Raw genomic sequence first — 14,978 nt, forward strand, 5'->3', positions numbered from 1 at the left:
AATTAGTGGCTAACTTTTTTTATTTAATCCACTCTGTTTTAAAAGTGGTTTTTCCATTTAATGGATTTGCTGCTACTTCAAAATTGTTTCCGCTTTTGTTCACTTTTATTTCTTGAACAGCATCACCTTCCGGTAAAAATACTTTGGCTGTTGCCGAAGTCGTTTTATCACTTGCATACACTTTTAATGTCAGTTTGCTCCAATCCATATCTTTTGTAGACTGCGCTAAACCAATGTGTGGAATTGCAGTTCCGTCTTTAACCAAAACGATAATTGGAATTTCACCTGCTTTGATTTTATGCCATCCTGCTTGGTATACTTTTTTAGTTTGGTAATCAATCCAAGTTCCTTCCGGAAGATAAACATCTCTTTCTTCAACCTCTTCAAAAAGCGGTGCAACCAACATACTTGAACCAAATAAATATTGATTATCAACTAACCAGGCTCCCGGATCGTTTGGATATTCTACAAAAAGCGCACGCATCATTGGTAAACCTTTTTGAGAACTTTCTTTTGCCTGAGCATAGATATATGGCATTAATTCGTAACGCATATTATCTGCTTTTCTAAATCCTTCTAAGAAATCTTTGCTGTACAACCAAGGTTCACGAGGTGGTTCTCCGTGGCTTCTTACGTGTGAAGTCAACATTCCGAATGGTGTCCATCTTCTATAAATATTTTCAGGAGATTTAGTTGCGAAGCCTCCAACGTCATGGCTCCAGAAACTGAATCCGCTAAGACCTAATGAAAGTCCACCGCGTAATTCTGCCGACATGGCTCCGTTTGTAGTTTCAGAATCTCCTCCCCAATGTAAAGGGTAACGCTGTGAACCTGCCCAAGTACTTCTTGCCCAGATTAAAGTGTATCCTTTTTCTTTTTGAGTAATTTCTGCAACTGCTTTATTGTATCTTAACGGATATAAATTGTGTTCGTAAAAACCAGTTCTTCCAGAATGGTAAATCCCGTCTGGCGGAGCAGCTTCTCCAAAATCTACTTTGAAAACAGCAACGCCTTCATCAAATAACTTTTTCAATTTTCCTTGGTACCAAGTGATTGTTTCCGGATTTGAAAAATCTAAAACAGCATCTTCGTACGGAAGATTTCCTTTTCTGTCTCTTACCGCTAAATTTTTGTCCATAATTTCAGGGAACAAGGTATTCTTTGGCGTAAAATAAGGCAACTGCCAAAGACAAACCTGGAAACCGTCTTTCTTTAAATCAGACATCATTTTTGTCGCATACGGGAAACGAGATTTTGCAAACTCGTAGTTGTTTCTCCAATCTACATCAAACCAGCCTGTGTCAAAGTGAATCACATCGGTTGGGATTTTGTATTTACGTAAATCTCTTGCTACATCACGTCCTTCTTTTTCAGAAAAATAGGTAATACGGCTCATCCAGAAACCGAAAGACCAAAGTGGTGGCATTGCCGCTTTTCCAGTCAGATTGGTATATTGATCTAAAATGTCTTTTGGTTCTCCGATGAAGAAAAACAAATCGGCTTCGTCATCGCCAATGTACATTTCATTTGCGCTTGAAAAATATTTTCCAAAGTCCACTGTAATTGGTGTGGAATGATGCATAAAAACACCGTAACCGCGACTGCTCATGTAAAACGGAATTGGTTTGTACATGGTTTCATTTTGGATTCCGTTAGCATCATCTGTCCATAAAACTACTTTTGAACCGCGTTTGTTGAATTGTGTAAATGATTCACCACAACCAAATATTTTTTCATCTGGTTCTAAGCTGAAAGCCGCTCCCATACTTCTTGAATAATCGCTGTTTCTGCGAACATAAGAAAAAGGAAGTGTAGGTGTATAAGTATTTTTAAAGTCAGTATCATGAAGTGTGCTTGTCAGCAGTTTTCCTTTTTCATCGTAAATTTTTACGTGCCAAGGTTTTGTCAAAATCTCCACTTTTCCGTGTTTGCTTGTATAACTATGACCGCCTTCTATTTTAGCATATTTCCATAATTCAGGATGATTTGGCGCAACGCCGTCAACCAACATCAAGGATTCTTTTTGCGGATGAAACTGCGGTCCAGAAGTCGTTTTAATACGAACCGTTCTATCTGAAACAAACTGAATTTCGAATGGCAAAACAGGAGATTCTGCATATTCTGTTGTTGGAAATTCGTTTGCTTTTTCAACATCTGGTTTCATCATCATGTTGTTGAAAGCCTGACGCGTTTTGTAATTGTATCGCAGATATTTGATGGTTCCTTTTCCTGTTGCAGGATCAAAAGAAGCCAATTCGTCTGCAAAATAAAAAGTGTTCAGATAGTTCTGAAAATCTTTGCTGATATCTATTGGTGCATTCAGTACGTCTGCATTTTGGATTTGAGCTGATGCTTTTGGCGTTAGAACAAACCCTAGCATAAATGCCGAAAACAATGCGGTTAGTTGTGAGTTTTTCATTGGTTAATAATCTAGATGTTAGTTTATCCTGACAGTCCGACGCGTCGAACTGTTAGGTATTTTATTTATATCTTAACAAAAATCTATTGACAAAAATCTATTGATACCTAACAGTCCGACGCGTCGGACTGTTAGGATAGCGTAACTTATTATTCTGTTGTTATTACAATTGTAGCTTGTTTTAAGCCATTCGCTTTAGCGGTCAATTCCAATCTACCTGATTTATCTCCAGATTGTACAATTACCAGGCATTTTCCAGCTAAAGCCGTATGCTTATTTCCTTTAAATGATTCGTGGCTAACTGGATCTCCGCTGCAAACACCTACAATTTTTCCGTTTCCTTTTAAAGAGAAATTAATTTCATTATTAGCATTTGGAGCTAAAGTTCCATTGGCATCTAAAATATCAACTGTAATAAATGACAAATCATTTTTATCAGCTTTGATGGTGCTTCTGTCGGCAGTCAATTTTAATTGCGAAGGATTTCCGGCTGTTTTAATTTCTTTTTCTAAAACCACTTTTCCGTCTTTACGAGAAATGGCTTTTAGAGTTCCAGCTTCAAAAGGAATTCTCCACATTACGTGTAAATCGTCTCCTTTTTTGCTTCTTTTTCCAACTGATTTTCCGTTTACGAAAAGTTCCACCTCATCGGCTTTATTGTAATAGGCCCAAACATCAACTGTTTGTCCGGCTTTCCAGTTCCAATGTGGAAAAATGTGAAGAACGGTTTTATCTGTCCATTCACTTTGGTACATATAATATACGTCTTTCGGGAAACCGGCTAAATCGACAATTCCGAAATACGAACTTACCGATGGCCATTCGTACGGCGTTGGTTCTCCGATATAATCGAAACCTGTCCAAACATACATTCCGGCTAAGAAATCATGTTTTTTAATGACTTTCCAGGTTGCTTCGTGCGTAGATCCCCAAGGCGTTTGTACCTGATCGTAAGCTGAAACCGTATTTCCAGGATTTCCTCCTTCAAATTTTTTATCCCAGCTCACCGGCCATTTTTTGATTGTATCTGAAACCGCATCATAATATCCTCTTGTTTGTAAACCTGAAGTCGTTTCGGTAGCGATAAAAGGTGTATTTGGGAAATTTTTCAAATGATGTTCGAATGTCTGATGTGCATAATTGTATCCTATTAAATCTAAAATACCAGATCCGGCAAGCGGATTAATCGATACATTTTTTTTCTCAAATTGTAAAGTCACCTCATCAATATTCATATTTACCGGCGGATTCATTCCTGCAGTAAGTGGTCGCGTTTTATCGTATTGACGTGTAATTGCAGCTAATTGTTTGGCGATTTCAATTCCGGTTTCATTCCATTGTTCCGGGATTTCGTTTCCGATACTCCACATAAAAATACTCGCATGATTTCGGTCGCGCAACAATTGATCAATTAAATCTTGTTTATGCCATTTGTCCCAATCATTTGCATAATCGTATTTGGTTTTGGTTTGTTTCCACATGTCGAAAGCTTCATCCATGACAATGAAACCCATTTTATCGCAAAGCTGTAAAAGTTCAGGAGCAGGCGGATTGTGTGACGTTCTGATTCCGTTTACGCCCATTTCTTTCAGAATTTCCAACTGGCGCTCGATGGCACGGGTATTAATCGCAGATCCCAACGGACCTAAATCATGGTGCATGCAAACTCCTTTTATCTTCACTTGTTTTCCATTCAGAATAAAACCTTTGTTTAAATCGAATTTAAAATCTCTGATTCCGAAAGTTGTTTTGTATTGATCTATTATTTTATCGTCAAGCGAAATTTCGGTAACTGCTGTATACAATTCCGGATTTTCATCTGACCATAAAACCGGATTTTCAACAATTGCCAATTGTTTGATGGTTTGATTGGCATTAGCATTTAATGTTATATTTTGAGTAACCGATGTTACTTTGGTGTCGTCTTTAAAAATAGTTGTTGTTACAGTTGCTTTTTTAGCCGCTTCATATTGATTTTTAATTGTAGTTTCAATATTTACTGAAGCATTTTCAGCTGTAACTTTTGGAGTTGTAATATACGTTCCCCATTGTGCTACATGAAGTTTATCTGTAGTTTCGATCCAGACATTTCTAAAAATTCCGGAACCAGAATACCAGCGTGAATTTGGTTGTTTTGAATTGTCAACCTTAACAATTATTTCGTTGTTTTTTTCTCCGTAATTTAAGTACGGCGACATGTCATATTGAAAACCAATATATCCGTTTGGGCGTTTTCCTAAATAATGTCCGTTTACCCAGACTTCACTGTTTCTATACACTCCGTCAAAAGTGATAGAAGTTATTTTTGTGCTGTCTTCTGCTGCTACTTTAAACGTTTTTTTGTACCAGCCTAAACCTCCGTTAAGAGATCCTCCACCATATCCGGCCGGACTCTTTTCATCAAATTTCCCTTCGATGCTCCAATCGTGTGGCACATCTAAAGTTCTCCATTTTGTTGAAGCTCCAATAGTGTCTTTATCGACAATGCTATCATTAAGATGGAAGTTCCAATCTGCATTAAAAGAAACTTTTCTGTTTACAAATACATCTTCTTTTTTACTGCAGGAATTGAATAGCATAATTCCAGCTATAACTGCCAATAAACGTATTCTTTTTATGTTTTTTCTAATAGACATAAGTACTTTTTACTTTTTGAAAATTGAAGATAGAAATAAAATATGATTTCAAATATTTCTACTTAGAATAATTTAAGTCTCAGTCTTAAAGCATATTATAAACATGTTTAAAACTGAGACTTCAAAACTAACTAACTTATGATTTAGGTACTAAATGATAAATCAAATAATCATTATCAGCTCTAATAGCAATAAAACATAAACTTGTATCAGTAAGTTCAACAATTTTTACATTGGTAAAACTAAATGACGGACTAAAATAACTTGCTTCATTTGGATGCAACATTTCTGTTCCTCCATTAAAAGAAATTCTATCATTTGTTTCTCCAGTTGTAAGACTAAAATTGAATGTTCCTACTTTGGTTGTTTTTTGTGTACTTCCTAAAGTTGGGTTGGTTTGTGTTACCGAAACATTGTAACCTCCATTAAGATCAAATCTAATTTCTCCCCAATCTTTATTTTCTAAACCTGCCCAAGAAATATCAGATAGATTTGGCCACCATCCCGGGCCGCTTACCGCTCTGTTTACATAACTTGGTGTATTTCCAATAAACTCTAAAGGTGCAGTCATATATAAAACCCAAGTTTTTCCTGCTAGTCCGTTAGTCAGTTTGTTCCATCTTGGATCGCTGAAAAAAGTATTATCATTCTGAGGAACATCTACTGTTACCGGTGCCGCTTCTACTGAACCTCCTCTAACAAATGCTGTGTAAAAAACAGTATACTTTCCTGCAAAAGGAAAAGTAATTTTGTCATCGCTTTTATTAGAATGTCCAAGTTCGTTTCCGTTTCCGTCAACATATCTCCAATATGGAATTACAGTTGGATCATCATTTTTTAAAATCACTTCATTCTTTTTTGCTGTATTTTGAGTTATAGAGAATTTAAGTGTTTCTGGTGTCTGAGTAACTGCTGGTAAACTCTCGCGATCTTCAACAGGCTCACAAGAGAATAAAAACGAACTGATTGTTACAGCCGCTAATACTATATATAATATACGTTTCATAATCAATTTGTTTAAAGTTAATTCCAACCTGGATTTTGTTGAATAGTACCATTTGAAAGTACTATCTGCGATTGTGGTAATGCAAACCAACCTAGAGTTTCTGGTCTAAAAGTCACATTAAATTGAGAATCTCCTGTATTGTTATCAATAGCCGATTTCATCACGCCCATTCCTTGTCTGATTAAGTCAAAATAACGTAATCCTTCTAAAGCTAATTCGAGACGACGCTCTTCCATAATCACCGCTTTTGTTACCGGAATTCTATGTGCCGTATTTTTGAAAGCACGATCACGAACCCGATCTAAATCTGTCTGTGCTAAACCTGCATTTCCGTCTAAATTTAATTCGGCAGCCATTAATAAAACATCTGCAAAACGAATAATAGCATAATCCTGATAGTTATCAATTTGGAAGTTTCCACCGTTTGCTTCAACAACTGCCGTTCCTGCCGCATTTGTAATTGGGCAGTATTTTTTCCAGGAATAACCAGTGTATTGACGCTGTTCTCTGGCTTGAGCATCAAAGTTTAGTCCTTCGCCAGCATAATTAATAAATGAAGCCGCTTTTCTACTATCCGCATTATCGTAAGCTGCAACCAATTTTGGGTTAACAGTTGCTCCTCCCCATCCTGTTGCATATCTTCCAATTGAACCTCCACGCGGTGCAATATTTACCTGAAAACGGTTTCCTTCGTGAAGATCCCAGTTTCCTTTTCCTGAGCCATTAAAACGAACTGCCCAAACCATTTCTGTATTATCTTCTCCAACAAAATTTTCGAAAGAAGCCGCTAACCAAAGATTAGCAAAATCAGGAACTAATCCGTGGCCGCTGTTGCTCACTACATCATTAATGTAAGTTGTTGCCTGCGCTTTTGTAATTACTCCGGCTAAATCCGGTTTGTTGTAAGCTCCTGTGTAAAACAAAAATGTTCTAGCCAAATACGCTTCTGCAGCCCATTTTGTAATTCTTCCGAAGTTGGCATTTCCTGCTTTTGAATAATTATCATTATTTAAGTTATCAGCAGCAAATTTTAAATCGTTTGCAATTAAAGCATAAGTAACTTCTGGTGCTTGTCTTGGTAATTCAAATTCGCTTGTAGTCACTGTATGATCTAAAGGAACAATATCTCCAAACATTTTTGCAGCCTGGAAATGAAAGTGTGCTCTTAAGAAACGTGCTTCTGCTTCGTAACGTGTTTTCAAAGCGGTATCAGCTCCCCAGTTTACTCTGCTTAAGTTTTCTAATAAAACGTTAGCTCTGTAAATTCCAAGATAAGAATTGGTCCATGTTGGCGCATTCATATCTTTATCTGTAGTGTATTGAAAGCGGTCCCATTGCAAATCTACTGTTGGATCGGCAATACCAAATCCACCAAAACAGTTATCAGATGCCTGCTCACTTACGATCAATTGTGTACCATAAGCTTCACGCTGTAATACGTCATAAACAGCAACCAAACCTTCAAAAGCATCAGATGGAGTTTTATAAAAATTCTCTGTTACTTTATCTGTATATGGTTCGTTTTCTAAAAAATCCTCCGAACAAGAACCTAAAACAAGTAAGCTTGAAAGGGCAAATAATTTTATATATGTTTTCATCGTTTTCAAAAATTAAAAGTTAACATTTAGACCCATCATGTAGGTTCTTGGCTGCGGATAATATCCAACATCAATTCCTTTTGCCCAAGACTGATTTACGTTTCCAAAACCAATTTCCGGATCCATTCCCTTATACTTTGTGAAAGTGTAAATGTTATTTCCGGCTACATACACTCTAAATTTCGAGAAGAACTTTAATCTGTCTGTTAACTTCGTTAAATCACATCCGATTGTAGCATTTTTAATTCTGAAGAAATCGGAATCCTGAATATACAAATCAGAAAATTTAGTGTAATTCCCGTTATCATCTGTCCCGTAAGTTACTCTAGGAACTGTGTTTGAAGTTCCTTCGCTTGTCCATCTGTTTAATATATCTGTAGTGTTATTGGTGTAAGCACGAGTATAGTCGTGAATTCCAAAAACGTTTTGCCCACCAGCAATACCGTACGTATTAATAGAAAAATCAAAAGCTTTGTATGATAATTCTAAATTAACACCATAAGTAATATCTGGATTTGGATCACCTACTTTTGTTTTATCGTTTGCATCGATTTTTCCATCTCCATTTAAATCCACAAAACGAACGTCTCCAGGCACTGCATTTGGCTGAACACCCGCTGCAACTTCAGCCGCATTTTGGAAAATTCCGTCTGTTTTTAGTCCGTAGAAATAACCCATTGGTTTTCCTACCTCAACACGGTTCATCTCATCTAAACCTTGGAACAAAATATTAGATTCTCCGTGAATGATTCCTTCATTGTTCGCAATTCTCAACACTTCATTTTGGTTGCGGGAAAGGTTTGCATTTACTGCAAAATTCCAATCGTTTCCAAAACGTGTACGGTAAGACAAACCAATTTCAAAACCTTTATTGCTTACATCACCACCATTAATATAAGGTGCAGTTGCTCCAGCATAAGTTGGGATAGAAGCTAATACCAACCAATCTTTAGTTTTCTTATCGTAATAATCAAAAGTTAAAGTAAAGTTGGTAAACAATGTCGCATCAAAACCTAAATCCAATTGCTCAGAAGTTTCCCATTTTAAGTTACGGTTTGCCAATTGGTCAGGACTTGAACCTACTAATAAAGTTTCGTCTCCTGTTCCAAAGTGATAGGTTTTATCTGTTGAATTTACAACAGACATATAAGCAAATCTTCTTGCAAATTGGTCATTACCATTTTGTCCCCAGCTTGCTCTTAACTTGAATGTGTTTAAAACTTTGTTTTCTTTGAAGAAAGCTTCTTTATCTAAATTCCAACCTGCAGAAAAAGATGGGAAAATAGCGTATTTATTGTCTGGACCAAATTCTGAAGATCCATCACGACGAACTGTCGCAGAGAATAAATATTTATTATCATAGTCGTACAATAAACGTCCGAAGTAAGATTGAATTGCATAATCTCTACGATTTCCTTTAACCACATTTGATGTTGGATCTTTTGCATTGTCTAAGTATGCATGTTCAAAATCGTCAAAAATTAAGTTTCTTCCTTGTCCTTCCATATAATCAGAAGTATTCTTTTTAGCAGAAGTACCAGCTAACACATCAAAATTATGAGACGCTAAATTGAATTTGTATTGAAGGGTATTCTCAAAAATCCATCCCATCGATTTTGTAGCGCTTTGTGTAACGCTTGAAACTGTATTATTATCGTTTGAAGAAAGAGAATAAACCGGTCTAAAAGCACGGTAGTTACTATCTGACATATCCACACCAAAACTAGTTCTGAAAGTCAGATCTTTAATAATTTTTAATTCGGCAAAAATATTCCCGACATAACGGTTTGTTTTTGTCTGGTTGAAGTTGTTATAGTATAAAGATCCAACCGGATTCGTTACATCATTTGAAATAATTGAACGGGCAAAATCTCCATTTTCGTCATAAGGCTGATCAATTGGAGCGGCATTCAGGAAACTTCTGATTGCGTTGCCATAAATACCATCATCTGCAACACCTTTAGATTTGATATTTGAAAATGTGAAATTTTCACCAATTTTCAAAAACCCTTTAATTACTTCTGAAGTTGAATTTACAGAAAAAGTGACACGATCGTATTGCGATTGATTAGTAGATCCACCAATCATACCATCTTGGCCGTAGTAAGATAAACCGGTTGCAATAGTCGATTTCTCATCACCGCCTGTAATCAAAAGAGAGTGGTTTTGCTTAATTGCACCTTCGTAGAACAAATCTTTCTGCCAGTCATTGTTAGGAAATCCAGCGATTTGAGCTTTTGTATATAACGGTGCATATCCAGAATTTACACGAGCTTCGTTAATGATAGTTGTATATTCTTGTGTATTCATCAAATCCAGTTTTTTAGCAATCTGCTGAAAACCTGTGTATGAACTGAAAGACACATTCATTTTACCGTCTTTTCCTTTTTTAGTGGTAACCAAGATAACCCCGTTTGCTGCTCTTGCTCCATAGATAGAAGCTGCAGAAGCGTCTTTCAAAACATCTATCCTTTCAATCACAGAAGGATCCAAATATCCAATTCCGTTATCCACCACAACACCATCCACAACATAAAGCGGATCACTGTTACCTGCCGTACCGGCACCACGAATATTTACCACCATATTCGCACCAGGCTGTCCGGAAGAAGACGTTACAGAAACCCCGGAAGCCTGACCTTGTAAAGCATTTACAACATCAAGACTCGCCACCTGCTGAATGTCTTTTCCTGATACCAAAGAAGTTGCAGCAGTATTTACTTTCTTCTTTTGAGTACCATAACCAATTACTACAATTTCTTTAAGTTCTGCAGTTTCGGGTTGCAAAACTGCGTTGACCACTTTTTGAGCGCCAACGGTAATATTCTGTGTTTTAAATCCCACGAAAGTGATCACTAAAACATCGCCTGTTTTGGCTTCCACTTTATATTTTCCATCAAAATCGGTAACAGTACTCGATTTTGTTCCCTGTACTTGTACAGTTGCTCCTGGAACTCCAAATCCGTCTTCGGCAGAAGTGATGGTTCCACTTACAGTTTTGGATTCTTGAGCAAATCCAAACTGCATCATAAATACGCTAAGCAGCACCGTCATAAAATACGACAGCTTTGTTGTTTTAATACAATTTTTGCTTTTCATAATAAGAATTGATTAAGTTTAAGTTATAGTTAGTAATTTCTACCTTAAGAGAAATCCGGAAAAGCTTCCCAAGCATTTCATATCAAAAACGAGGGCCTGAATCTCATTTCCAACATTTAATACTTGCAGATCATAAGCAGACATTTTTAATGAAAATCGATATAAAAAATCAATTTCTAAAAAAACATATGTGGTAAGTTTAAGTTAAGTTGTAGCTTTGCCTTTTTTACTTATGGTCAATTTGAATTTATCTTATGGTAAATTTGACTACAAGTGTAAAACAAATTTTCTATATTAACAAAATATTAGGGTTAATTTTTTTCAATTCTGAGAAATACTGTTTCATTTTTATCAATGCTGTAAAAAAGAAATTGAAATTGAAATAAAAAATATAGAAAAATCATTGTTTTATAAAATTGACAATCAGCTATTTAAGAATAAACAGTTTTGAAGCTGCTTTTTTGAGCTTTTTTAATTAACTGATTATCAATTTTTTGTTACGTTAAAAAAAATATAAAGCTTTGAAGAAGCCTAATAATCATTTTATTTATTTAATTTGTCAAAATTTATCTCGAATATGGTTGAAAATGTAGATGACAGAACTGCTCCAAAAAATGAACACAGCGCCATGAACGCGATCACAATTGACTGTGTTATTTTTGGTTTTGACAAAGGCAGTCTTGAGGTACTTTTGGTACAGCATGGAGAAGGTATCAGTAAAGGAAAATGGGGTCTGCCTGGAGGATGGATTTATAAAAAAGAAAGCACAGACAATGCCGCTCATCGTTTGTTAAATGAGTTGACTGGTCTTGACAATATCTATTTGGAACAACTGAAAGCATTTGGAGATCCTGATCGTTTTCCGTTGAGACGAGTTATTACAATTGGTTATTATGCCTTGGTAAAAAGAGAAGATTATAATATTAAAGCCGGTTTTACAGCTTCGGATGCCAAATGGTACAAAATAAATACTATTCCGGATTTGATCTATGATCACAATGAGATTTTAGATTACAGCTTAAAACATCTTCGAAGTAAAGTCCGTCAAACCCCAATCGGATTTAATCTGTTACCCGAAAAATTCACTTTATTACAATTAATGCAGTTGTACGAAGAAATTTTAGGAATCGAAATGGACAAACCTAACTTTAGACGAAAAATTCTTCATATGAAACTTTTAGTGGCTTTGGATGAAAAACAGCAGGACGTTTCGCATCGGGCGGCACAGTTGTATAAGTTTGATCCTGAAATCTATAAAAAATTAACTGAAAAAGGTTTTAATTTTGAATTCTGATTTTCATTACGTTATAAATCCTTTTTTACACTTCGAAACACAATACTAAATTGACAGAAATAATTACCAATAATCATAAACCAGCAGTTGACGGAATTACAATTGACTGTGTTTTCTTCGGATTTAACAAAGAGAGCCTTGAAGTGCTCTTAGTTCAGCATGCTGAAGGCGAAAGTAAAGGAAAATGGGGACTTTTGGGCGGTTGGCTTCAAATAGATGAAAGTGCAGATGATGCGGCACAGCGAATTTTACAGGAGCTTACCGGTCTTGAAAATATTTATTTGGAACAGTTAAAAGCCTTTACAAATCCGCAACGTGTTTTAGAAAGACGCGTTGTTACTATTGGTTATTACACTTTGGTCAATAGAGAAGATTATAATATTAAAGCCAGTTTAAAGGTTTTCGAAGCAAAATGGTTCAAAATAAACGAAATTCCGGATTTGATTTTTGACCATAATGAAATTCTGGATTTCAGTTTATTACAATTGCGTAACAGAGTTCGTCAGGCACCAATTGGATTCAATTTGCTTCCGGACAAATTCACTTTGTTGCAACTAATGCATTTGTATGAAGAGATTCTTGGAATTGAATTGGACAAATCAAATTTCAGACGAAAAATCCTCCACATGAAACTCCTTACAGCATTAGACGAAAAACAAAAAGATGTTTCGCACAGAGCCGCCAAACTTTATAAATTTGATGCCGAAATGTATAAGAAATTAACAGAAAAAGGATTCAATTTTGAATTTTAAACCTGTTTTTAATCCATTCCCGTCAACTATCGAAGAACAAGATTCCAGAATCCAAAACTTTGCGCTATCTTTGCGCCTTAATAACGTGCTTTACAGTAATTGTTTTGGCATATATTATTTCCAAAAAAATACTAAAATCGATTAGAGAACCGATATATTAAAATGAAGAAGATACGTAATTTTTGCATTATTGCACACATTGACCACGGTAAAAGTACATTAGCGGACAGATTACTAGCCGCAACACAAACCGTTACAGCTCGTGAAGAAAAAGCACAATTGCTTGACAACATGGACCTGGAGCGTGAGCGTGGAATTACCATTAAGAGTCATGCCATCCAGATGGAATACAAATACAAGGGCGAAGAATATATCTTAAACTTAATTGATACTCCCGGACACGTTGACTTTTCATACGAAGTTTCAAGATCTATCGCTGCCTGCGAAGGAGCTTTACTGATTGTTGATGCTGCACAAAGTATTCAGGCACAGACGATTTCAAACTTATATTTAGCGCTTGAAAACGATCTGGAAATTATTCCGGTTTTGAATAAAGTTGACTTACCAAGTGCTAATCCGGAGGAAGTTAGTGATGACATTATCGATTTATTAGGTTGTAAATTAGAAGATATTATCCATGCATCCGGAAAAACCGGTTTTGGTGTTGAGAACATTCTTGCTGCTATTATTGAAAAAATTCCTGCTCCTAAAGGAGATCCTGAAGAGCCTTTGCAAGCTTTGATTTTTGACTCGGTTTATAATCCATTCCGTGGAATCGAGGTAATCTTCAGAGTTGTAAATGGTGAAATCAAAAAAGGCCAGAAAATTAAATTCATGGCTACCGATAATGAATATTTTGCGGACGAAATTGGAACTTTAAAACTAAATCAGGTTCCTAAAAATGTAGTTTCTGCAGGAGATGTTGGCTATCTGATTTCCGGAATTAAAGAAGCACGCGAAGTGAAAGTAGGTGATACAATTACAGACGCAAAAGTACCAACAACGAATATGATTACTGGTTTTGAGGACGTAAAACCAATGGTATTTGCCGGAATTTATCCAGTTGACACTGAAGACTATGAAGATTTGCGTTCTTCAATGGAAAAATTACAGCTGAATGATGCTTCATTAGTGTTTACTCCTGAAAGTTCTGCAGCATTAGGATTTGGTTTCCGTTGCGGTTTCTTAGGAATGCTTCACATGGAAATTATCCAGGAACGTTTAGAACGTGAGTTTGACATGACTGTAATTACTACAGTTCCTAACGTTTCGTATTTGGCATACACTAAAAAAGAGCCAGAAAAGGCATTAATTGTAAATAATCCATCCGATTTACCGGAACCTTCAAAACTGGACAGAGTTGAAGAGCCTTTTATTAAAGCTACGATTATTACAAAAGCTGACTTCGTTGGAAACGTAATGAGTTTATGTATCGAGAAACGTGGTTTAATCACCAATCAAACTTATTTAACGACTGAAAGAGTTGAGTTGAATTTTGATATGCCTTTGGCGGAAATTGTATTCGATTTTTATGATCGTTTAAAAACAGTTTCTAAAGGTTATGCTTCTTTTGATTATTCTCCAATTGGAATGCGTACTTCTAAATTGGTTAAACTTGACGTTCTTTTAAATGCTCAAACAGTTGATGCTCTTTCTGCATTGATCCACGAAGACAACGCTTATAATATCGGTAAGAAAATGACTGAGAAATTACGTGAGTTAATTCCAAGACAGCAATTTGATATTCCGATTCAGGCTGCAATTGGAGCTAAAATTATCGCTCGTGAAACGATTAAAGCACTTCGTAAAGACGTTACCGCAAAATGTTACGGTGGAGATATTTCGCGTAAGCGTAAATTGCTGGAAAAACAGAAAAAAGGTAAAAAACGTATGCGTCAGGTAGGAAACGTTGAGATTCCGCAAGAGGCATTTATGGCGGTTTTAAAATTGAATGACTAGTTCTTTTTTTTAGATAAAAGAGTAAAGAACAAAGAATATAGACTAAACCCGATGACGAAAGTTGTTGGGTTTTTTGTTTATAGTCTAATCTCTGATCTTAAATTAAAACAAGTAAAAACCTGTTAATTTATACAAATATTAACTTAATAAATTGATTTTTAACGCGTTTGACTAAACTTAAAGCGATTTAAAACCATAAAAAGTATTTTTAATCT

At 35.9% G+C, this 14,978-nt stretch carries 8 protein-coding genes; 3 read left to right on the top strand and 5 right to left on the bottom strand.

The genetic code is table 11. The features are described 5' to 3' along the window. Window positions 1–19 precede the first annotated feature (19 nt). The 5 genes from ACFS3A_RS13865 to ACFS3A_RS13885 all read right to left on the bottom strand — a co-directional run bounded on the left by ACFS3A_RS13865 (window position 20) and on the right by ACFS3A_RS13885 (window position 10,758). Window positions 20–2,419: a glycoside hydrolase family 31 protein gene (locus tag ACFS3A_RS13865; protein WP_379826193.1), complete on the bottom strand. Its 2,400-nt coding sequence runs from the start codon at window positions 2,417–2,419 to the stop codon at window positions 20–22. Between the two features lie 149 nt (window positions 2,420–2,568). After that, complete coding sequence (locus tag ACFS3A_RS13870) at window positions 2,569–5,055, bottom strand: glycoside hydrolase family 2 TIM barrel-domain containing protein (protein WP_379826194.1); 2,487 nt, start codon at window positions 5,053–5,055, stop codon at window positions 2,569–2,571. 136 nt (window positions 5,056–5,191) lie between these two features. Continuing rightward, the gene (locus ACFS3A_RS13875) at window positions 5,192–6,061 is read right to left on the bottom strand and encodes a hypothetical protein (RefSeq protein WP_379826195.1); all 870 of its coding nucleotides are present in this window, start codon (window positions 6,059–6,061) and stop codon (window positions 5,192–5,194) included. Window positions 6,062–6,078: 17 nt separating this feature from the next. Further along, window positions 6,079–7,659: a RagB/SusD family nutrient uptake outer membrane protein gene (locus ACFS3A_RS13880; RefSeq protein WP_379826196.1), complete on the bottom strand. Its 1,581-nt coding sequence runs from the start codon at window positions 7,657–7,659 to the stop codon at window positions 6,079–6,081. A gap of 12 nt (window positions 7,660–7,671) precedes the next feature. Then, the gene (locus ACFS3A_RS13885) at window positions 7,672–10,758 is read right to left on the bottom strand and encodes a SusC/RagA family TonB-linked outer membrane protein (RefSeq protein WP_379826197.1); all 3,087 of its coding nucleotides are present in this window, start codon (window positions 10,756–10,758) and stop codon (window positions 7,672–7,674) included. A gap of 577 nt (window positions 10,759–11,335) precedes the next feature. On the opposite strand from ACFS3A_RS13885, the gene ACFS3A_RS13890 reads away from it, so the two are divergent. The 3 genes from ACFS3A_RS13890 (at window position 11,336) to lepA (ending at window position 14,763) form a co-directional block, all read left to right on the top strand. Next, window positions 11,336–12,052, top strand: coding sequence for an NUDIX hydrolase (locus ACFS3A_RS13890; RefSeq protein ID WP_379826198.1), 717 nt, complete (start codon window positions 11,336–11,338; stop codon window positions 12,050–12,052). Window positions 12,053–12,102: 50 nt separating this feature from the next. Then, entirely contained in the window at window positions 12,103–12,804 is a 702-nt protein-coding gene (locus ACFS3A_RS13895; RefSeq protein WP_379826199.1) for an NUDIX hydrolase, read from the top strand. A gap of 162 nt (window positions 12,805–12,966) precedes the next feature. Beyond that, the gene (gene lepA / locus ACFS3A_RS13900) at window positions 12,967–14,763 is read left to right on the top strand and encodes a translation elongation factor 4 (RefSeq protein WP_379826200.1); all 1,797 of its coding nucleotides are present in this window, start codon (window positions 12,967–12,969) and stop codon (window positions 14,761–14,763) included. The last annotated feature ends 215 nt before the right edge of the window (window positions 14,764–14,978 follow it).

Source organism: Flavobacterium notoginsengisoli (assembly GCF_042686225.1).
In the GTDB taxonomy this organism is placed as follows: domain Bacteria; phylum Bacteroidota; class Bacteroidia; order Flavobacteriales; family Flavobacteriaceae; genus Flavobacterium; species Flavobacterium notoginsengisoli.